This window comes from Mesorhizobium sp. M0011, from assembly GCF_040324155.1.
In the GTDB taxonomy this organism is placed as follows: Bacteria; Pseudomonadota; Alphaproteobacteria; order Rhizobiales; family Rhizobiaceae; genus Mesorhizobium.
Genome location: NZ_JAMYVQ010000007.1, coordinates 238,911 through 257,219 on the forward strand (window position 1 = coordinate 238,911; position 18,309 = coordinate 257,219).

The 18,309-nt window shown below is 63.4% G+C and carries 22 protein-coding genes; 12 read left to right on the forward strand and 10 right to left on the reverse strand.

Features of this window, described 5'->3' with window-relative positions:
* Nucleotides 1–73: 73 nt before the first annotated feature.
* The 4 genes from NKK51_RS11165 to NKK51_RS11180 are packed head-to-tail and all read right to left on the reverse strand — an operon-like array spanning nt 74 to nt 2,628.
* Nucleotides 74–595 (reverse strand): CoA-binding protein, encoded by a 522-nt coding sequence (locus NKK51_RS11165; protein WP_352552801.1) that lies wholly within the window; start codon nt 593–595, stop codon nt 74–76.
* A complete protein-coding gene (locus NKK51_RS11170; protein ID WP_352552803.1) occupies nt 592–1,374 on the reverse strand; it encodes an AAA family ATPase in 783 nt (260 codons plus the stop codon). Before NKK51_RS11170 ends, NKK51_RS11165 begins: the two co-directional genes overlap by 4 nt.
* Nucleotides 1,374–1,796 carry a VOC family protein gene (locus NKK51_RS11175; protein ID WP_027037038.1) on the reverse strand — a complete coding sequence of 141 codons (423 nt, stop codon included), beginning with the start codon at nt 1,794–1,796 and terminating at the stop codon, nt 1,374–1,376. The genes NKK51_RS11170 and NKK51_RS11175 overlap by 1 nt, the downstream gene beginning before the upstream one ends.
* Before the next feature lie 10 nt (nt 1,797–1,806).
* Nucleotides 1,807–2,628, reverse strand: coding sequence for an enoyl-CoA hydratase (locus NKK51_RS11180; protein WP_352552805.1), 822 nt, complete (start codon nt 2,626–2,628; stop codon nt 1,807–1,809).
* 151 nt (nt 2,629–2,779) lie between these two features.
* Between NKK51_RS11180 and NKK51_RS11185 the strand changes: the two genes are divergently transcribed.
* Nucleotides 2,780–3,226 carry a PaaI family thioesterase gene (locus NKK51_RS11185; RefSeq protein WP_352552807.1) on the forward strand — a complete coding sequence of 149 codons (447 nt, stop codon included), beginning with the start codon at nt 2,780–2,782 and terminating at the stop codon, nt 3,224–3,226.
* 18 nt (nt 3,227–3,244) lie between these two features.
* Here the strand turns inward: NKK51_RS11185 and NKK51_RS11190 are convergent, their stop codons facing one another.
* Nucleotides 3,245–3,829 carry a TetR/AcrR family transcriptional regulator gene (locus tag NKK51_RS11190; protein WP_352552808.1) on the reverse strand — a complete coding sequence of 195 codons (585 nt, stop codon included), beginning with the start codon at nt 3,827–3,829 and terminating at the stop codon, nt 3,245–3,247.
* Nucleotides 3,830–3,942: 113 nt separating this feature from the next.
* Here NKK51_RS11190 and NKK51_RS11195 point away from each other — a divergent pair, with 113 nt between their 5' ends.
* The 3 genes from NKK51_RS11195 (at nt 3,943) to rpsI (ending at nt 5,554) form a co-directional block, all read left to right on the forward strand.
* Nucleotides 3,943–4,323 carry an SRPBCC family protein gene (locus NKK51_RS11195; protein ID WP_352552810.1) on the forward strand — a complete coding sequence of 127 codons (381 nt, stop codon included), beginning with the start codon at nt 3,943–3,945 and terminating at the stop codon, nt 4,321–4,323.
* 282 nt (nt 4,324–4,605) lie between these two features.
* Nucleotides 4,606–5,070: a 50S ribosomal protein L13 gene (gene rplM, locus NKK51_RS11200; RefSeq protein WP_013532205.1), complete on the forward strand. Its 465-nt coding sequence runs from the start codon at nt 4,606–4,608 to the stop codon at nt 5,068–5,070.
* 1 nt (nt 5,071) lies between these two features.
* Entirely contained in the window at nt 5,072–5,554 is a 483-nt protein-coding gene (rpsI, locus tag NKK51_RS11205) for a 30S ribosomal protein S9 (protein WP_023810272.1), read from the forward strand.
* A 199-nt stretch (nt 5,555–5,753) separates the two neighbouring features.
* Here rpsI and NKK51_RS11210 read toward each other — a convergent pair whose 3' ends face one another.
* Complete coding sequence (locus NKK51_RS11210) at nt 5,754–6,653, reverse strand: LysR family transcriptional regulator (protein WP_027038412.1); 900 nt, start codon at nt 6,651–6,653, stop codon at nt 5,754–5,756.
* 91 nt (nt 6,654–6,744) lie between these two features.
* On the opposite strand from NKK51_RS11210, the gene NKK51_RS11215 reads away from it, so the two are divergent.
* Complete coding sequence (locus NKK51_RS11215) at nt 6,745–7,632, forward strand: aldo/keto reductase family oxidoreductase (protein ID WP_352552813.1); 888 nt, start codon at nt 6,745–6,747, stop codon at nt 7,630–7,632.
* Between the two features lie 177 nt (nt 7,633–7,809).
* Here NKK51_RS11215 and NKK51_RS11220 read toward each other — a convergent pair whose 3' ends face one another.
* Entirely contained in the window at nt 7,810–8,868 is a 1,059-nt protein-coding gene (locus NKK51_RS11220; RefSeq protein WP_352552814.1) for a glycerophosphodiester phosphodiesterase family protein, read from the reverse strand.
* A 96-nt stretch (nt 8,869–8,964) separates the two neighbouring features.
* Nucleotides 8,965–10,173, reverse strand: coding sequence for an acyltransferase family protein (locus tag NKK51_RS11225; protein WP_352552815.1), 1,209 nt, complete (start codon nt 10,171–10,173; stop codon nt 8,965–8,967).
* A gap of 123 nt (nt 10,174–10,296) precedes the next feature.
* Between NKK51_RS11225 and speB the strand changes: the two genes are divergently transcribed.
* From speB to NKK51_RS11245, 4 genes are all read left to right on the forward strand, one after another.
* Nucleotides 10,297–11,304, forward strand: coding sequence for an agmatinase (speB, locus tag NKK51_RS11230; RefSeq protein ID WP_352552817.1), 1,008 nt, complete (start codon nt 10,297–10,299; stop codon nt 11,302–11,304).
* 30 nt (nt 11,305–11,334) lie between these two features.
* Nucleotides 11,335–12,261 carry an N-acetyl-gamma-glutamyl-phosphate reductase gene (gene argC, locus NKK51_RS11235; RefSeq protein ID WP_352552819.1) on the forward strand — a complete coding sequence of 309 codons (927 nt, stop codon included), beginning with the start codon at nt 11,335–11,337 and terminating at the stop codon, nt 12,259–12,261.
* Entirely contained in the window at nt 12,258–13,100 is an 843-nt protein-coding gene (locus NKK51_RS11240; protein ID WP_352552859.1) for an aminoglycoside phosphotransferase family protein, read from the forward strand. Before argC ends, NKK51_RS11240 begins: the two co-directional genes overlap by 4 nt.
* Nucleotides 13,101–13,182: 82 nt before the next feature.
* Complete coding sequence (locus NKK51_RS11245) at nt 13,183–13,500, forward strand: hypothetical protein (RefSeq protein WP_352552821.1); 318 nt, start codon at nt 13,183–13,185, stop codon at nt 13,498–13,500.
* A 39-nt stretch (nt 13,501–13,539) separates the two neighbouring features.
* On the opposite strand, the gene NKK51_RS11250 is transcribed toward NKK51_RS11245, so the two are convergent.
* On the reverse strand, nt 13,540–14,670 hold the full coding sequence (locus tag NKK51_RS11250) for a COX15/CtaA family protein (protein ID WP_502902455.1): 1,131 nt from the start codon (nt 14,668–14,670) through the stop codon (nt 13,540–13,542).
* A 156-nt stretch (nt 14,671–14,826) separates the two neighbouring features.
* Between NKK51_RS11250 and NKK51_RS11255 the strand changes: the two genes are divergently transcribed.
* On the forward strand, nt 14,827–15,042 hold the full coding sequence (locus NKK51_RS11255; protein ID WP_352552823.1) for a DUF2842 domain-containing protein: 216 nt from the start codon (nt 14,827–14,829) through the stop codon (nt 15,040–15,042).
* Nucleotides 15,043–15,057: 15 nt separating this feature from the next.
* Here the strand turns inward: NKK51_RS11255 and NKK51_RS11260 are convergent, their stop codons facing one another.
* Nucleotides 15,058–16,116 (reverse strand): polysaccharide deacetylase family protein, encoded by a 1,059-nt coding sequence (locus NKK51_RS11260; protein WP_352552825.1) that lies wholly within the window; start codon nt 16,114–16,116, stop codon nt 15,058–15,060.
* A 91-nt stretch (nt 16,117–16,207) separates the two neighbouring features.
* Here NKK51_RS11260 and NKK51_RS11265 point away from each other — a divergent pair, with 91 nt between their 5' ends.
* Both NKK51_RS11265 and NKK51_RS11270 read left to right on the forward strand, forming a co-directional pair.
* Nucleotides 16,208–17,431: a GNAT family N-acetyltransferase gene (locus tag NKK51_RS11265; protein ID WP_352552827.1), complete on the forward strand. Its 1,224-nt coding sequence runs from the start codon at nt 16,208–16,210 to the stop codon at nt 17,429–17,431.
* A gap of 4 nt (nt 17,432–17,435) precedes the next feature.
* On the forward strand, nt 17,436–18,272 hold the full coding sequence (locus NKK51_RS11270) for a GNAT family N-acetyltransferase (RefSeq protein WP_023810260.1): 837 nt from the start codon (nt 17,436–17,438) through the stop codon (nt 18,270–18,272).
* Nucleotides 18,273–18,309: the final 37 nt, after the last annotated feature.

The window sequence follows — 18,309 nt, forward strand, 5'->3', positions numbered from 1 at the left end:
CACATCGCGCATCAGGCATGCTTTTGGTGGACGTCGTTATCCCAAACCGCCGCGCACTTTTGAGCGACGTGCCCTACTTCTGGCGCACGCCGAAACTCTGGAATCCCGAGCGCATCAGCGGCTTCTTCGACGACAGCACACCGGAATTGACGCCGCTCCAGCCGATCTCTCCGGACAGCTTGCCATATTCGATCTTGGGGCAGCGGTTCATCACCACCTTGATGCCGGCAGCCTCGGCGCGCGCGGCCGCCTCGTCATGGCGCACGCCAAGCTGCATCCAGATCACTTTCGGCAAGGGATCGAGCCGCAACGCCTCGTCGACGATGCCGGGCACCGCCGCCGGCGCACGAAAAATGTCGACCATATCGATCGGCTCCGGAATATCGGCGAGCCTTGAATAAGTCATCCGGCCGAGGATTTCCTTGCCGGCCTGACCAGGGTTGATCGGGAACACAGAAAACCCTTTGGCCAGCAGATATTTCAGCACGAAATAGCTCGGTCGCACATCGTTGGCGGATGCGCCGACCATGGCGACGGTCTTCACCGAATTGAGGATGCCGGCGATGTAGGTGTTGTCGTAGCTATCGTGGTTCATGCCTCGTCCTCATACAACGCCTCGTCGAGAAAGCCATCCGGGTCATTGCTGAAATCGCGCAGCATGCGGAAGTGGTCCGTATCGCGAAAATCGGCGGGCTCCAGCCCGAAGCGGCTGATGCGGAACAGCCGCGCACCGGGGCAAGCCATCAGCAGCGGCGAATGCGTTGCCATGATCACCTGCGCGGTGCCCGACTGGTCCATGCGCCGCAGCATCTTGAGCAGCTCGATCTGTCGCGTCGGAGACAGTGCACTCTCGGGTTCGTCAAGGATGTAGATGCCCTGCCTGCGGCAGCGCTCCTCGAAAAACCGGATAAAACCCTCGCCATGCGACCAGGACAGGAAGTCCGGCGGCGGCGGCCTGAACGGATCTTCCAGCGCCGCCTGATCGAGATAGCGCGCCACGGAATAGAAGGATTCGGCTCGGAAGAACCAGCCGGCGGTGACTTTCGGCAGCCAGTGGCCGCGAAATGCGTTGGCCAGCGCGGCACCGCTCTTGTCGATGGCGCTGGAATGGTCGACCGGCCGGTAGCCCTTGCCGCCGCCGGCTTCATCGTAGCCGGCCAGCGCGCCGATGGCCTCGAGCAGCGTCGATTTGCCGGTGCCGTTCTCGCCGACGATGATGGTGATCGGCGTGGTGAATTCGAGTTCGAACTTATGGCCGCGAAACAGCGGCAGGTTCCATGGATATTTTTCCCAATCCTCGACCCGCACGGCATCGAGCAGAATGCGCTTCAGATAGGGAGCCTTGAGCCGCGTCAGCTGCTTGCGATGGGCCATCAGCCAGGCAGCGAAATCGTGCCGTCTTCCGCGATCGGAAAGGCCGGATTATGCGCCACTTCCCAGATATGCCCGTCGGCGTCGGCGAAATAGCCGTACCAGCCGCCCCAGAAGGCGCGGCCGGCCGGCTTGACGATGCGGCCGCCGGCTTTTTCCACCCTGGCGAGCACGTCGTCGACTTCGGCGTCGGAACGGGTGTTGTAGGCGAGGTAGACCGCCGATGGCGCCGCGGCGAAGGCGATGCCGGAATCCTCTTCTGCGCTGGCGCGCGGGAACAGGCCGAGGATGACGCCGCCCATCTGGAAGAAGGCGACCCCGTCGGTGATGCCGGCATGCCGCTTCAAGCCCATCGCCTCGTAGAAGCGCACGGCGCGGTCGAGATCGTCGGTGGCGATGGTGATGATGGAGATGCGCGGTTCCATGACGTTCTCCTTACTCGTCCTTCCATTCCGGCTTGCGCTTGCCGATGAAGGCGCCGATGCCTTCCTCCGCGTCGCGCGCCAACATGTTCTCGACCATGATGCGGCCCGTATAGGCATAGGCGTCCGCAAAGCCCATTTCAGCTTGGGCGTAAAACGCCTCCTTGCCGGTCTTGACCACCAAAGATGACTTGGAAGCAATGGTTTGCGCGTATTTGGTTACGATCTGATTCAGGTATTCGCGCGGCACGACGCGGTTGACCAGGCCGAACTCCTTGGCGGTCGCCGCATCGATCGTCTCTCCGGTCAGCAGCATTTCCATGGCGTGCTTGCGCGAGACGTTGCGCGACAGCGCCACCATCGGCGTCGAGCAGAACAGGCCGATGTTGACGCCCGGCGTGCAGAAAGTCGCTTCGTGCGAGGCGATCGCCAGATCGCAGCTGGCGACCAGTTGCAGCCCGGCGGCGGTGGCAAGGCCGTCAACCTCGGCGATCACAGGCACGGGATGGCGCACGATGGCCTGCATCAGCGTCGCACAAGCGGCAAACGTCTCTGCGAAGAAGGCCTTGCCATGATCGGCGTCAGTGCGGCGCGCCGTCATTTCCTTGAGATCATGGCCGGCGCAGAACACCTTGCCGGCCGCCGACAAAACGATGACGCGAACGGCCTTGTCGGCCTTGGCGCGCTCGAGTTCGGCCGTCAGCGCCGCCATCACCGCCAGCGACAGCGCGTTGGCGGGCGGATTGGCGAGTGTGAGGCGCAGCACGCCTTTGTCCAGTTGTGCGACAACCGGACCCTCAACGGCGACAGGCTTGATGGCAAGGATTTCGGCCATGGATAGGGTCTCCGCGATTCCGCTCGGGGCTGCCAGAGTATCTAATACCGTATCAGGTTTCGTCCAACACCGATCGCTTGCGCCAGGGGACGAAGGTTGTCAGAAATGCCGCGCCGCGCCCATACAGGTAGGCCAAAAACGAGAGACCGACATGCCCGCCCAAACCAATTTGAAGCCGGTGCTGACCGCGCAACAAGTCAATGCGCTGATGGAAACCGTCTACCCCCAGCTCAACGAGCAGTTCAAATATTTCGAAGCCATCGACGTGTTCCCTGGCGGCTGCACCGTGCGGCTCAATGCCGGCCAGCGGCATCTGCGTCCCGGCGGCACGGTGTCCGGCCCGTCGCTGTTCACGCTGGCCGACATTGGCGGCTACGTCTGCGTGCTCAGCCATGCCGGGCCGGATGCGCTCTCGGTTACCGTCAACCTCGACATCAATTTCGTGCGCAAGGCCGAGGCCGGACCGATCGACGGCCATTGCCGCATCCTGAAGCTGGGAAAGAGCCTGATGGTGTTCGACATCGACATCGTCGCCGGCCCGGACGGACACACGGTGGCGCACGCCACCGGCACCTATTCGATCCCGCCAAAGCGTTAGCCGAATTCCTGCCGCCAACTATTTGTCCGCCAGCGGTCCCAAGATTTGCAGAACCGTCTCAAGAATGAGGCGCCGCAAGTTGGCAGGCCTATCGAGGTGACTGGCGATGAGCAGCCCATCGCTGGCAACAGTGAGGATATCGGCGGTGGTTTCGGAATCCGAACTGCCGTCGGCCACAAGCAGGCCGCGCAGCAGGTCACGCTTCCATTGCCTATGCTCATCGATCGCCTGCCGTACCGGATGGCTCGGATCGGGATATTCGGCGGCAGCGTTCAGAAACGGGCAGCCGCGGTAGCCAGGCTGGGCGGCGGCGTCCGCAACAAGATCAAAAATAGCCAGGATCGAATCCCGCGCCGATCGCGCGCTGATCTTGTCGATCATGGCCCTCCCTTGCCGGCTTTGGTTCTGAATGTACGCGCGGACGAGTTCGTCCTTGGCTGGAAAGTACTTGTAGAAAGTGGCCTTGGCCACGCCTGCCTCGGCGATGATCCGGTCGATGCCGACCGCGTGCACGCCCTCGGAGTAGAACAGGTTCGTGGCTGTATCAAGTATGCGGCTGCGCGCAGCACTCGCCCGGCCGATGTCAGTAGCGTGGTCCACCATATCGAATACCCTTTGACGTCGACCCTCTTCCGCCATACAGACAGACTTGTCTAGTAGACAAACCTGTCTGCTCTTAAACGAGAGGTGCCAAAGTGGGATCAGTTATCAGGGAAATGATAGTCGACGCATCGCCTGAGAAGGTCTGGCAGACCGTCGGCAACTTCGCCGAAGGGCCGCGACTGACAACGCCAGATATTTTCGTGGATTGCCGGTTGATCGAGCCCGACTTGCGGCAAATGACCTTCGCCGACGGCAACGTCGTGCGGGAGAGGCTTATAGCCCGCGACGAACAGGCACGCCGCATCGTCTGGGCGTGGGAAGGAGAAGAGGTATCGCACGACAACACCTCCATGCAGGTCTTTGCAGAGAACAATGGACGCAGCCGGTTGGTGTGGATTCACGACACCTCACCGGACGAGCTCTGCGGCTGGCTTGCCGCGGCGATGGACCAAATTGGGCCAGAGATCCGCCGCTCGCTCGAAAGAGCCAACTGAAGACCGGACCGGTCAAAGAACGTTCGGCCATGCTCCGGAACGTTCTTTTCTCGCGGTATTATAATACCTATCCTATAACCAATTGTTTTTGCATAACCTTTTAGGAATACTCTAGCAACTTCAGCCTTGACGTGCCCCATCACCCTCGCCTATAAGCCCTTCACGAAGCAGCGGCCCGCAAAGGCCGCCGTTTTGTTATTGGCGGCGGGTAGCGTCCTTCCGACAATCCAAGCAACAAGAAACGCCTTCTCTTATTGAAGGTCAGAACCGAGAGCAGAAAACATGACAACCTTTTCGCAGAAGCCTGCGGATGTGGTGAAGAAGTGGATCCTGATCGACGCCGAAGGTCTCGTCGTCGGTCGTCTGGCCACTGTCATCGCCAATCATCTTCGCGGCAAGCACAAGCCGACCTTCACCCCGCATGTCGACGACGGCGACAACGTCATCGTCATCAATGCCGACAAGGTGGTGTTCACCGGCAAGAAGTTCACCGACAAGGTCTATTACTGGCACACCGGGCACCCAGGCGGCATTAAGGAGCGCACCGCGCGCCAGCTGCTCGAGGGTCGTTTCCCCGAGCGTGTCGTCGAGAAGGCCGTTGAGCGCATGGTCCCGCGTGGCCCGCTCGGCCGTCGCCAGATGAAGAACCTGCGCGTCTATGCAGGTGCCGAGCATCCGCATGTCGCCCAGCAGCCCGTCGTACTCGACGTGGCCAAGCTGAACGCCAAGAACAAGAAGGTCGCATAAGATGGCTGAGCTTTCCTCGCTCGCAGAACTGGGCGCCGCCACCGGCAACACCAATACCCAGCCGGCGGCCCCCGTCCACGTCCAGAAGCTCGACAAGTCGGGCCGCGCCTATGCCACCGGCAAGCGCAAGAACGCCATTGCGCGTGTCTGGGTGAAGCCGGGTTCCGGCAAGATCATCGTCAACGACAAGGAATTCGCGACCTATTTCGCGCGTCCGGTCCTGCAGATGATCCTCAACCAGCCGATCATCGCCTCCAACCGCGCCGGCCAGTACGACATCGTCGCGACCGTCGTCGGCGGCGGTCTCTCCGGCCAGGCGGGCGCCGTTCGTCACGGCATCTCCAAGGCGCTGACCTACTACGAGCCGACGCTGCGCGCCGTGCTCAAGAAGGGCGGCTTCCTGACCCGCGACAGCCGCGTCGTCGAGCGCAAGAAGTACGGCAAGGCGAAAGCCCGTCGTTCGTTCCAGTTCTCGAAGCGCTAAGCACTTCGCAGCTTCAGACAATCGAAAAGGCCGCCTCCGGGCGGCCTTTTTGTTTGCGGCTCGGCAGTCACCCCACCCGCGCCTACGGCGCGACCTCCCCATCAAGGGGAGGTAGAAGAAAAGCGCGGCGCCCTACCTCCCCTCGATGGGGAGGTCGGCACGTAGCGCCGGGTGGGGTGATGGCGCCGGCATGAACAGGTTAGGCCTTGGCGCCCTTGATGAAATCGATGAACGCCCGCAGCGGGGCCGGAACCAGGCGCCGGCCGGGATAATAGAGGAACGGTCCGGGAAAACTCGGCCACCACGGTTCGAGAATGGGCTCAAGGGCGCCGCTTTCGAAGTAAGGGCGAAGCCAGCCCTCGAAGAGGCCGATGATGCCGGTGCCGGCGATGGCCGCGTCGACGGCAAGATCGGTCGCCCCGCCGATCCGCACGATCAGAGGCCCCGTCGGATCGACCCGCACCACCTCGCCGTCGCGCTCGAATTCCCACGGCAGCATCGCGCCGCTGGCAAAGCGGCCGCGCACGCAAGAATGGCCGAGCAAGTCGCTCGGGTGTTGCGGCCGGCCATGGCGAGCAAGATAGGCAGGGCTGGCGGCGGTGGCGAAATGCTGCACGCGCGGTCCGATCGGCACCGCGATCATGTCCTGTTCCAGCCGCTCGTCATAGCGGATGCCAGCGTCGCAGCCGGCCGCCAGCACGTCGACGAAGTTCTCATCGGCGATCACCTCCAGCCGGATGCCGGGATAGGCGGCGAGGAAACCCGGGACGATATCGGGCAATATCAGCCGCGCGGCGCTGACCGGCACATTGAGACGCAGCGAGCCCGCCGGCCTGTCGCGAAAGCCGTTCACCACATCCAGCGCCGCCTCCACCTCCGACAGCGCCGGGCCGAGCCGCTCCAGAAGGCTGAGGCCGGCCTCGGTCGGGACAACGCTGCGCGTCGTGCGGTTGAACAGCCTGACACCGAGCTGCGCTTCCAGCCGACGCACCGCCTCACTCAAGCCGGAGGCGCTGCCGCCGCTGGCACGCGCGCCATCGCGAAAACCGCCGGCGCGCGCCACCGCCACGAAGGCGTTCAGATCGCTGAGGTCCATCATTGTTCGCCATTCCGCACGGCCTGTGTGGATTGTACCGGATTATCACGAGGTTGGGCAGCGCCTATCTCTGGCTCCTCAAAGGAGATCAATCATGTCCAACATCCAACAATCCGGCACCTTCGCCCCCGCCACCTTCAAGCTTGGCAGCCGCACCGTGAAGCGGCTCGGCTACGGTGCCATGCAACTCGCCGGACCCGGCGTGTTCGGGCCGCCCAAGGACCATGACGCGGCATTGGCCGTGCTGCGCGAGGCGATTGCGCAGGGGATCGACCATATCGATACCAGCGACTTCTACGGCCCGCACGTCACCAACCGGCTGATCCGCGAAGCACTGGCGCCCTACCCCGACGATCTCGTCATCGTCACCAAGATCGGCGCGCGGCGCGGGGCCGATGGCTCCTGGCTGCCGGCTTCTTCTCCCGAAGCGCTGACCCAGGCGGTGCACGACAATCTCGGCAATCTCGGACTCGATGTGCTCGACGTCGTCAACCTGCGCATCATGTTCGATACCCATGGCCCCGCCGAGGGATCGATCGAAGCGCCGCTCACCGTCCTGGCCGAGCTTCAACAACAGGGCCTGGTCAGGCACATCGGGCTGAGCAACGTGACGCCGGCGCAGATCGCGCAAGGACGCGGGATCGCCGAGATCGCCTGCGTGCAGAACCAGTACAATCTGGCGCATCGCGACGACGACGCGCTGATCGACGACCTTGTCCGCGACGGTATCGCCTATGTGCCCTTCTTCCCGCTCGGCGGCTTCAACCCGCTGCAATCCTCCACCCTGTCGGAAATCGCGGCGCGACTCGGCGCCACGCCCATGCAGGTCGCGCTCGCCTGGCTGCTTCGCCGCGCGCCCAATATCCTGTTGATCCCCGGCACATCGTCGGTCGGGCATCTCAGGGAGAACCTCGCTGCTGGCGAACTCGAATTGCCACAGGATGCGCTCAGCGAACTGGACGGCGTGGCGCTGGCGGCGTGAGATTAGCCAATCTCCCCCCTTGAGGGGGAGATGTCGCCAAAGGCGACAGAGGGGGTCGGCTCGACCGGACGCGACCTCCTGCGGCAAATGAAGGTTGGCGCTCTGTGCGCGGCGACCCCCTCTGCCTGCCGGCCATCTCCCCCTCAAGGGGGGAGATCGCTGTTCCAGCGGCGAGCCTCAATTGATACTCGCCGTATTCGCCGGCTCAGCCGGCCGCGCCTCGTTCGCATAAGGCACGCGAAAACCATTCGCCGCCAGCCATCCGATGGCCGCCTTCGGCTCGTCGGTCTGGATGATGGTGGCGCCGCGATCGGCCCAGAAACCCCAGGCTTCGCGCGGCAGGCTGGCCTGTACGGCCAGTTCGTCGCCGCGGCCGCCGGCCAGGAAGCCGCCCGGCTTGTTGGCGATGGCGTAGGTGTCGGCCCAGATGTGCCAGTTGCCCCGCACAGCGGCCGCACGCATGCGCGTGCTGAACAGTGGTCCGCCGGTCTCGGTCAATTTCTCGGCGCCTGCCCGCCAGTTGATCAGCTCGATCGCGCGCGGCGAGAAGGCATGGTCGACGGTTTCAGCGAAACCGGCATCACGCACCGCGTCATCGGCGATGATCGGCATGAACTGAAAGCCGCCGCCGATGAAATCCATGGCGGCCTTGACCGTGGTGATCCTGTCCTGGTTCCACAGGTTCTCCTTGACGATGACCTGCTCGGCCATGCCGAGATCGCGAGCCACCGCAATCATGCCCGAGAGGTCGCCGACGTCGAGCTTGTTGTCGAGGTTGATAAGGATCTGGTCTCTGGTCGCCATCAGCATCTCGCGCAGCGTCGAGACCGTCTCATTGGTGACGGCGCCGGTGCCCTCGATTACCAGCCGGCAGGCCTTCAGTTCGGCCAGCGTGCGCTTGACCACCTCGCCTTGGCAGGTAGTGGTGCGGTCGAGCCAGCTGTCATGCATGACGATAAACTCGCCATCCTTCGAGCGCCTGATGTCGACCTCGACGATTTCGGCGCCCATGGCGATCGAGCCTTCAACGGCGGCGATCGAATTTTCCGCATAGAGCGTCTTGCCCGCCTGCATGCTGCCGGCGCGATGCGCGGCCACCATGACGTGGTCGCGCCACTGGTTGGCATGTTCGAAGCGGTCGAGGATCTGCCTGGCGCGGGTCTCGCCGGCCAATGACTGGCCAGAAAAGGCCGCAAGTGCCGAGGAAAACAGAAGGCTCAGCCAGATGGTCCGCATCGAGAATCGCTCCTTGCCGGATCGACACCCGGATAGGCGATGCCCGTGACATCTGGGTGAACGAAGCCGGCTAGCGGAATACTCGCAGCAGGTGTCTCAGATGCGTTTCGAGAGCCGGCGGAACCACGCCATGGCCGGCATCTCAATGAGGCGCCAAGTGATCCAGGAGGCGGCAATGGTGGCGGCGAGCATGACGACGATCGCCACCGCTCCCATCCAGCCGGCATCGAAGCCGGTGGCAGGCTGGCCGCGCAGCGTGAAGTCGCCGATCAGGCCGAGGCCGAGCTTGCGCTCGACAAGCCCGGCGACGTTGATCAGGCGCGCCTGGACGAAGATGTGGACCATGTAGATCGAGTAGGACAGCGCGCCGAGCGTCAGCATGAACGGGGCTCTCAGCAAGGCGCTGATCCAGCCGCCTTCATGGGCGAACAGAAACAGCGCCAGCGCGAACACCAGGGGGGCCGCGATGCCAAAATCATTGTCGCCCGCCAGCGAGACGAAAAGCACGATGACGGCCACCATGACGATCTCGGCAAGGGTCCAGGCCATTCGAGGACCACCCCTGGCCAGGGCCTGTCGCGCCCCTGCAATGGAATCATGCTGAAACCAGGCCAGCAAGGCGCCGAGCGAGAAGCCGTAGAGGCAGCGGATGAAGCCGAAATCGAAGGACACATCCATATGATGGGTCGAGAAGCCGAGCAGGAACAGCGGCGCGGTGACGGCGGCGGCGACGAACCATATCCAGGCGCGCGCGCCGGCGACGAAGACCACGCCGGCAAACAGGAGATAGGCGAAGAACTCGGCCGAAATGCTCCAGCTTGGCGCATTCCAGGTCAATTGATCCTCGAAGCCGACACCCTGCAGCAGCAGAAGATTGGCAAGCAGGCTCGCAGGGTCGAAGCCGCCGGTGAAGGGGGCAGCCCCGGTTCCATGCAGTTGCGGCAGCATCAGCCGCAGCAATTCGAAGCCGGCAAAAGCGGCAAGCATGAACAGATGCAGCGGATAGATGCGGCCGAAACGGACCAGTGCGAAGCGCGCGACCTGTTCCGGCTGGTTCAGCCGATCGCCGTAGCTGCTGGCGATGACGAAGCCGGAAAGGACGAAGAAGAAATCGACGAACAGGTAGGACGAACCGATGAAGGCGCTTTGCGAAATCGTCGAAGCGGTCGGAAAGTGAAACAGCGCCACCAGAAGCGCGCAGATGCCACGCCACGAATCGAGGACCAGGAAGCGTTCGCCGGCGACCGTGCCGGTGCGGGTCGACGCCGCGGTACGGGTGGGGTTGAGAAACGCGGTCTGCGTCATGATGATACAATCCTGTCTTGCCGTGGCACTCGGGCAGCGCCATTCCGTCTCGCCAAGCTGTGACTGGCATCTTCCGTGCCGGTTCTGTAGTTGTTGCAACCCGATGAAAAACGAGGATCCGTAATGGCGAACAACAACATCGACAACGCCTTCACCGCCCGTTCCAAAACGGGCGCCGCGTTCGAGCCGACCTACTCCGGCGCGCTGTCGTTCATGCGGCGCAAATACACCAAGGACGTGAAGGGCGCGGATGCTGTGGTGTGGGGTATTCCCTTCGATGCCGCCGTCACCAACCGGCCCGGCGCCCGCTTCGGGCCGCAGGCCATCCGCCGCGCCTCGGCGATCCTCGACAACGACCCGCAATATCCGTTTTCACGCGATCTGTTCGAGCATCTGGCGGTCGTCGACTATGGCGATTGCCTGCTCGATTCGGGCAATCATCAGAAGACACCCGGCACGATCGAGCGCGAAGCGGCCAAGATCCTCAAATCCGGCGCCTTCCTGCTGACGCTCGGCGGCGACCATTTCGTCACCTGGCCGCTGCTCAAGGCGCATGCCGCCATTCATGGTCCGCTCGCTTTGGTGCAGTTCGACGCGCATCAGGATACCTGGCCGGACGACGGCAAGCGCATCGACCACGGATCCTTCGTCGGCCGCGCCGTCAAGGAAGGCATCATCGATCCCGACCGTTCGATCCAGATCGGCATCCGCACCCATGCGCCCGACACGTTCGGCATCAAGATCCTCCATGGCCATGAAATCGAGGAGATGCGGGCGTCCGACATCGCCTACGCCATCGTCGACCGCACCGGCGGCAAGAAGACCTATCTCACCTTCGACATCGACTGCCTCGATCCGGCCTATGCGCCCGGCACAGGCACGCCGGTTGCCGGCGGACCGTCCTCGGCGAAGATCCTGTCGACGCTGCGCCAGCTCAACCAGGTCGACATTGTCGGCGCCGATGTCGTAGAGGTTGCGCCGGCCTATGATCACGCCGATATAACGGCGATCGCCGGCTCGATGGTGGCGATGCAATATCTCGGCCTGCTGGCTGAACGGAAGGCCCGGCTTGAAGAGCTGAACAACGGCAACCACAATGGCGCCGCAGTGAATCATGGTCACGGCATATAGTGTTGAAATATCAGGGAATTTGATCGATCCATGAAACCGAAAATCTTCATCGACGGCGAACACGGCACCACCGGCCTGCAGATCCGGGCGCTGCTGGCCGAGCGCGGCGACCTGGAAATCATCTCGGTTCCCACCGAGCGTCGCAAGGAAACGGCTGCGCGCGCCGAGTTCCTCAATGCCGCCGATGTTGCGATCCTGTGCCTGCCCGACGACGCGGCGAAAGAGAGTGTTTCGCTGATCGCCAACGACACCACCAAGGTTATCGATGCGTCGACCGCGCATCGCGTGGCTGAAGGCTGGGCGTATGGTTTCGCCGAGATGGACAAGGCACAGTCAAAGACGATTGCCTCGGCAAAGCGCGTCGCCAATCCCGGTTGCTGGCCGCAGGGACCAATCGCCACGCTGCGGCCGCTGGTCACATCAGGCTTGCTGCCGGCGGATTTCCCAATCACCGTCAACGGCATTTCGGGCTATTCGGGCGGCGGACGGCCGATGATCGAGGACTATGTCGCCAAGGGCGAGGACGCCTCGGAATTCCTGCCCTACGGCCTCACCCTTCAGCACAAGCACGTGCCGGAATTGAGGGCCTATGCCAGGCTGTCGCATGATCCGATCATGCAGCCGGCGGTCGGCAATTTCGCGCAAGGCATGATCACTGTCGTGCCGTTGCAGCTTGGCGGCCTCGACCATGTGCCGACCGGTGCGGAGCTGCATGCGGCGATTGCCGACCATTTCGCCGCCATCAAGGGCGGCGTGGTCGAGGTGGCGCCCTATGCGCATTCGGAGCGCATGCCGGAGATCGATCCCGAGGTCTACAACGGCACCAACCGGATGAAGGTCTATGTCTTCGCCAATGACAAACGGGCGCAGGCCCTGCTGCTGGCGGTCTATGACAATCTCGGCAAGGGTGCCTCGGGTGCCGCCGTGCAGAACATGGACCTGATGCTCGGCCTCTGATGGACACGCCCGCCTTTCCGGTGCGCTGGAACGTCAGCGCGCCCGAACTCATTGCCGAGACCTTTTCGAGCCGCATCTGGAAGGTTTTGCGCGAAGACGGATCGCCGGCGATCGTCAAGGCGCTTAAGCCTTTCGATGACGTCGCCGACGAGTTGCGCGGAGAACATTATCTCGCCTGGCGGCGCGGCGAAGGCGCGGTGCGTCTGCTCGGCCGCGACGGCCACAGCATGCTGCTCGAATATGCCGGTGAAACCCTGCTTTCAGAGGTGCTCGACGGACAGGGCGACAACGCCGCCACCGAAATCGCGGCCGAGGTGATGGCGAAACTCTTTTCACAGGGGAAAGACCCCTTCCCGCCCGAGCTTCAGCCGCTCCGGGAACGGTTTTCAAGCCTGTTCAAGAAGGCGACAATCGACCGCGATTCGGGCCATGACAGCCTCTATGTCGAGGCCGCCATCATCGCCGATCGACTGCTGGCCAATCCGCACGATATCAGGCCCCTGCACGGCGACCTGCATCACGAAAACATCCTGCACGGGCCGCGCGGCTGGCTGGCGATCGATCCGAAGGGCGTTCTCGGCGACCCCGGCTTCGACGCCGCGAACATGTTCTACAACCCGCTCGACCGGGACGAGCTTTGCCTCGATCCGGAGCGGATCGCGGATATGGCCGAAGTATTTGCCAACACTTTGGGCCAGACACCGCCCGCCATCCTTGACCATGCCATCGCCTATGGCTGCCTGTCGGCGTCCTGGCATCATGAGGACGACAATGCGGTCGAGGAGAACCGCGAATTGTCGATCGCCGGGGCGATCCGGGCGGTGCGGGCAAGCTTGTGATCGCGGGGCTGCGGTGCGGTGCTAACCGCTTGTTCACCACAATGGGCTACTGACCGGTCTCGGCTTCGCTTCAGGATTTGTCATGGTCAGCGCAATTTCGGGTTCCTCCCAGGCAACCCAGTATTCCTCATCCAGCTCGTCGAGCAATGCAGCCCAGGAGGCCGCACTCGAAAAGCAGATTCAGGACCTGGAAGACCAGGCTAAGGCGATCACGGATCAGGTCAAGGCTGCCCAGGTGCAGCAGGATATCGCCACGGCCCAGGCCAGGCTTGATGCTCTCAAGGCCGCCGACAAGGCAGCTAATGCCGCTCAAGGCCAGTCCGCACCATCCGCCGCTGCGTTGCGGCAGGCGGAATTCGACGGCGACAAGACGGCATCTTCAAACGAATTCTGGATGTAACTGGCGAATTCTGGATGTGACTGGTCGATCGGCTCGGGATCAGCCCCTGAGCGCGATTGCATGCGGCAAGGGATAGGCGCCCTTGGTGCCGCGCCAGTGCGCTGCTGCAAAGCCCAGGACGATCAGCGCAAATCCCTGATGGGTCAGCGCCATATGCAGCGGCACATGCATCAGCAGCGTGCCGATGCCGATCGAGGCCTGCACCAGCACCAGTAGAAACAGCAGCGTCGCGCGGCGGGCGTGCGTTGAGCGTGGTAGCCGCCGGCGCGTGGCGATCATGTGCCACAACGCCACGACGAATACCGTGTAAGCGCCAAGCCGATGGACGAACTGCACCGTCTTCGGGCTCTCGAAGAAGTTGCGCCATGCCGGCTCGAGGATCAGCAGATCGCCCGGGATGATCTTGCCATCCATCAGCGGCCAGGTGTTGTAGCTCAGGCCTGCGTCGAGCCCGGCGACCAGGCCGCCGAGATAGATCTGGATCAGCGCCAGCAGCACGATGAAGCCGGCCAGCCTCTGCGTCGACCGATCGGCGGCGGGCTCGGAGTGCGGCGCCAGTCCGCGCGCGACCACCATGGTGGCGGTGAAGATCAGCGCGGCAAGCGTCAGGTGGGTCGCCAGCCGGTATTGGCTGACGGAGACGCGGTCGACCAGGCCGGAGGCCACCATCCACCAGCCGATGGCGCCCTGCAGGCCGCCAAGCAGCAGAATGCCCAGGAGTTTCGGTCCCAGGCCGCGTTCGATGCGGCGCGTCGCCCAGAAGAACAGCAGCGGCAAGGCAAAGACCAGGCCGACGCTGCGCGCCAGGATGCGGTGCGCCCATTCCCACCAGAAGATCGACTTGAACGCCTCGATGCTCATGCCCTTGTTGAGCTCGGCATATTGCGGGATCTGCTGATAGAGCTGGAATTCCTCTTGCCACTCGGCATCGTTGAGCGGCGGGATCACGCCGTGGATCGGCTTCCACTGCGTAATCGAGAGGCCGGAATCGGTGAGCCTGGTGGCTCCGCCGACCAGCACCAGCGCAAACAGCACCAGAAGCACCACATAGAGCCAGCCGCGCAGCAGCGCCCGGTTATGCAGGTCGCGGTCGCGGGCGACGTATGGCGCGGCAGCTGAGGCAGCCATGATCTTGTCCCGGCAGGTTGATTTGGCGGATTGGTGGACCATCGCACCCGTGCTGGCAAGACCATACGGCGCGGCACGCCGTCGCGCCGCGTCTCACCGGTTGCACAGTTTCGCCTCAAGGCCTATGCGAGGCCAATACCCCTTGAGCCTGCCAAGCCGCCTGTGCAAATTCCGGCATGCTCGATCAGGAGACCAACCATGCCCCTGCGCCTGAAAAAGCTGATCGGAATGCTTCTGCTGGTGGCGCTGGTCATCATCTATGCGCTGGTCGCATCGATCTTCGCGGTCGCCCGGCTCTCGGAGTCGGGTCCGTGGGTGCATTTCCTTTTCTTCCTGCTCAGCGGCCTGCTCTGGGTGCTGCCGGCAATGGGCATCATCAAATGGCTGATGCTGGAGCCGAGGGCCAAGCGCTAGGGGAAACCGCCAGCGTCAGATGGTGACGACCATCTTGCCGGCATTGGCGAGCGGCGTCGTCACGCCCGACAGCATGGTGCGGATGTGGGCGAGGCTCTGGTAGCGGCCGTTGACGGAAATGCGCGGCAAGGCATGCAGGAACCCGGCATGCTCGGCGCGCAGCACGCCGTGGCGCGTCGTCACGGCGGAGGTATAGCCTGCGTCGCGGGCAAAGCCCACTTCGCGGCAGCCGACGGCGCTGGCATAGCCATAGGGATAAGCGAAATGGCGGGGCTCTTCGCCCAGTTCGGCCCGCAACATGGCGCGCACGGCGCCGACCTCGTGCCGGGCATCGGCTTCGGAAAGCCGCTTCAGATTGCTGTGGTTGATCGTATGGGCGCCGATCGTCACCAGCGGATGCGCGGCGATGCGGCGGATTTCATCCCAGTTCATCAATGTGCGCAAGCGTGGGCCGTCGGAGTCGATGCCGTTTGCGCGAGCTAGGTCACGCAACACAGCCTGCAGGTCCTCCTCGCGGATTTCGGCGGTGAGATAGGCGTGCAGGCGTGCATTGGCCTGCAGCTTCTTCGCGGGGGTCGAGCAATCGATTGTCAGGGGACCGTTCGGCCGCGTCAGAGTGAGGGTATCGCGCGCGTTGACGATGTCCTCGACAACGTCCCACCACAGGTCGGCTGTGCCGTTGATCAGCCCGGGCGCGACATAGATGGTGATCGGCGCGCCGTGCTTCTCGAGCACCGGCAGCGCCTCGACCATGTTGTCGCGATAGGCATCGTCGGCGGTGATCGTGGCAAACTGACCGCCTTTGCCGCCCACCTTGATGCACTCCACCGCTTCGTCCATGGAGACGAAGGCATAGCCATGCGCCTTCATGTCGGCGATCATGGCGTCAAGGAAGCCGGGCGCGATATTCAGATGCCGGTTGACGCTGTCCGGCTTTTCCGGCGTCGCGGTAACACGGTGCAGCATCAGGATGGCGCCAATGCCGCCGATGAACGGCTTGGCCAGCGGTGCAAGGCCGGTATAGCGGGCGACGTTCAGCGCCAGTTTCCGGATTGCCTCCCCGCCGTCGATCATTCATTCACCTTTTGCGCCTAGGCTGATCCAAGCACGGAATGCGCCTATGCGAACCCCCAAATCGCGATCAATACGCCCTAAGGATTGAGGTATGGTTGACGCAACTGCGTCATTTGACGGCAATCGGCTTGCGGCGACCGAGGCATCGTCGCGCGCCTTGCCACGGGACCATGCCGGCCTGTCGATTTCAGTGGCGTCCACGGACGGCCTCGCGGCCTATGCCGAGTTCTGCCGCTCGGCTCTGTTTGGGCCGGCGCAGAGTGCTGCCTGGGTCCAGAATTGGGCGGGCGAGACACGACCGGACCTGCTCGTCACGACGCTGAGTGCCGAGGGCAAACCGGTTTTTTCGCTGGCGCTGGAAGTTTCCTCCAAGGGGCCGTTCCGGATCGCCCGCTTCATGGGTGGGCGCCACGCCAACGGCAATTTCGTCGCCGCGGACCCGGACTGGCTGGCCAAAGCGGATATACCGGCCCTCCGATCGGTGCTGGCGGCCATCGCCAAGGCACGCCCGGACATCGATCTGGTCGCGCTCGAGCGGTTGCTGCCCGATCTCGACGGCGTCGCCAATCCGCTCGCATCGCTTGACCATTTTTCCAGCCCCAATCTGTCGCTGGCCGTCGATCTCGCCGGCGGCTTCGATGCGCTGCTTTCCCGCGCCAGCGGCAAACGCAAACGCAAGAAGCACCGGTCGCAGATCCGGAAATTCGAGGCCGTAGGCAGCTATCGGCGCATTGAGGCCCGCACCCCCGACGAGGTGGACACGCTGCTCGACGCCTTCTTCGAGATGAAGGAGCTCCGCTTCCGCAAGATGGGCATCGCCAATGTTTTTGGCGACGCGCAGGTACGCGGCTTCTTCCGCGCGCTGTTCATGCAGGCGCTTGCCGAGGACAAGCCTTCGTTCGTGCTGCACGGACTCGCGGTTGCCGGCAAGCTGCGCGCCATCACCGGTTCAAGCCGCTCGGGCAAACGCCTGATCTGCGAATTCGGAGCGATCGCCGAGGACGATCTCGGGCACGCCAGCCCCGGCGACTTCCTGTTCTTCGACAACATCCAGGAAGCCTGCGAGACTGGTTTCGAGGTCTATGACTTTTCGGTCGGAGATGAGCCTTACAAGCGGCTGTGGTGCGATATCGAAACGCGGCATTTCGAAGTGCTGGTCCCGTTGACCGTGAAGGGCCGCATGCTGGCGCTGACGCTTCGGCAAGGCGCGCGGCTGAAAGCCTTCGTCAAGAACAGCCCGATGATCTGGAAGCTGACCAAGGTGCTGCGCCGCAAAGCCGCCGGTCAGGCAGCGCCCTCGGAAGAAGATAGCTGACGCCATGAAGCCGATCATCCGCACACTGTCCCTGCAGGAACTGGGGCTTCTCGTCGACTGGGCGGCCGCGGAAGGCTGGAACCCAGGTCTTGAAGACCCGGCGATGCTCCAGGCGGCGGACCCCGAAGGCTTCATCGGCGCCTTTGTCGGCGACGACATGGCTGCGGCAATTTCGGCCGTGGCCTATGGAAGCGAATTCGGTTTCATCGGCCTCTACATCTCCCGGCCTGACATGCGCGGCATGGGCTACGGCAAGACGGTGTGGGACGCCGGCATGAAAAGGCTCGTTGGCCGGACCGTCGGCCTTGACGGCGTCGCCGAGCAGCAGGCCAATTACCGGCGCAAGGGCTTCGCACCGGCCTACGAGACCATCCGCTTCACCGGGCGCAAGGCAGGCCCGGCGGTCAGGGACGATGGGCTGCGGATGATTACAAAGCAGCTCCTGTCCGACATCGTCGCCTATGACTCCCATTGTTTTCCGGCGTCACGATGGGCCTTCCTGCAGGGATGGCTGCAGGAACCGCATCATGGACTGGCGGCGATCGGTTCGCGCGGCGTCACCGGCTTTGGTGTGGCGCGCCGCTGTCGATCCGGCTTCAAGATCGGCCCGCTGTTTGCCGACGACATGGAAACCGCTTTGCAACTCCTGGAGGGACTGGCCGGTGCCTGTGAGGGCGGCGAGCTGCACATCGACGTCCCCGCCGATAACACCGGCTTCATAACTGCGCTCGATGCGGCCGGCTTTGCGCCGACCTTCACCACCACGCGCATGTACAAAGGTCCTGCCCCGGAACTGGACCTGCAAAGGGTGTTCGGCGTAACGACGCTTGAACTGGGATAGATCGGGCGAACCGCAGAACGGTTCCGCCAAGCGATCC

Excerpts from the sequence above, each read along its gene's own strand:
- NKK51_RS11215 (WP_352552813.1), top strand. The coding sequence starts at position 6,745 with ATGTCCAACATCCAACAATCCGGCACCTTCGCCCCCGCCACCTTCAAG.
- NKK51_RS11180 (WP_352552805.1), bottom strand. The coding sequence starts at position 2,628 with ATGGCCGAAATCCTTGCCATCAAGCCTGTCGCCGTTGAGGGTCCGGTT.
- NKK51_RS11210 (WP_027038412.1), bottom strand. The coding sequence starts at position 6,653 with ATGATGGACCTCAGCGATCTGAACGCCTTCGTGGCGGTGGCGCGCGCC.
- NKK51_RS11195 (WP_352552810.1), top strand. The coding sequence starts at position 3,943 with ATGATAGTCGACGCATCGCCTGAGAAGGTCTGGCAGACCGTCGGCAAC.
- rplM (WP_013532205.1), top strand. The coding sequence starts at position 4,606 with ATGACAACCTTTTCGCAGAAGCCTGCGGATGTGGTGAAGAAGTGGATC.
- NKK51_RS11170 (WP_352552803.1), bottom strand. The coding sequence starts at position 1,374 with ATGGCCCATCGCAAGCAGCTGACGCGGCTCAAGGCTCCCTATCTGAAG.
- speB (WP_352552817.1), top strand. The coding sequence starts at position 10,297 with ATGGCGAACAACAACATCGACAACGCCTTCACCGCCCGTTCCAAAACG.
- NKK51_RS11255 (WP_352552823.1), top strand. The coding sequence starts at position 14,827 with ATGCCCCTGCGCCTGAAAAAGCTGATCGGAATGCTTCTGCTGGTGGCG.
- NKK51_RS11260 (WP_352552825.1), bottom strand. The coding sequence starts at position 16,116 with ATGATCGACGGCGGGGAGGCAATCCGGAAACTGGCGCTGAACGTCGCC.
- NKK51_RS11265 (WP_352552827.1), top strand. The coding sequence starts at position 16,208 with ATGGTTGACGCAACTGCGTCATTTGACGGCAATCGGCTTGCGGCGACC.
- NKK51_RS11250 (WP_502902455.1), bottom strand. The coding sequence starts at position 14,670 with ATGGTCCACCAATCCGCCAAATCAACCTGCCGGGACAAGATCATGGCT.
- NKK51_RS11245 (WP_352552821.1), top strand. The coding sequence starts at position 13,183 with ATGGTCAGCGCAATTTCGGGTTCCTCCCAGGCAACCCAGTATTCCTCA.
- NKK51_RS11225 (WP_352552815.1), bottom strand. The coding sequence starts at position 10,173 with ATGACGCAGACCGCGTTTCTCAACCCCACCCGTACCGCGGCGTCGACC.
- argC (WP_352552819.1), top strand. The coding sequence starts at position 11,335 with ATGAAACCGAAAATCTTCATCGACGGCGAACACGGCACCACCGGCCTG.
- NKK51_RS11220 (WP_352552814.1), bottom strand. The coding sequence starts at position 8,868 with ATGCGGACCATCTGGCTGAGCCTTCTGTTTTCCTCGGCACTTGCGGCC.
- rpsI (WP_023810272.1), top strand. The coding sequence starts at position 5,072 with ATGGCTGAGCTTTCCTCGCTCGCAGAACTGGGCGCCGCCACCGGCAAC.
- NKK51_RS11270 (WP_023810260.1), top strand. The coding sequence starts at position 17,436 with ATGAAGCCGATCATCCGCACACTGTCCCTGCAGGAACTGGGGCTTCTC.
- NKK51_RS11185 (WP_352552807.1), top strand. The coding sequence starts at position 2,780 with ATGCCCGCCCAAACCAATTTGAAGCCGGTGCTGACCGCGCAACAAGTC.
- NKK51_RS11190 (WP_352552808.1), bottom strand. The coding sequence starts at position 3,829 with ATGGTGGACCACGCTACTGACATCGGCCGGGCGAGTGCTGCGCGCAGC.
- NKK51_RS11175 (WP_027037038.1), bottom strand. The coding sequence starts at position 1,796 with ATGGAACCGCGCATCTCCATCATCACCATCGCCACCGACGATCTCGAC.
- NKK51_RS11165 (WP_352552801.1), bottom strand. The coding sequence starts at position 595 with ATGAACCACGATAGCTACGACAACACCTACATCGCCGGCATCCTCAAT.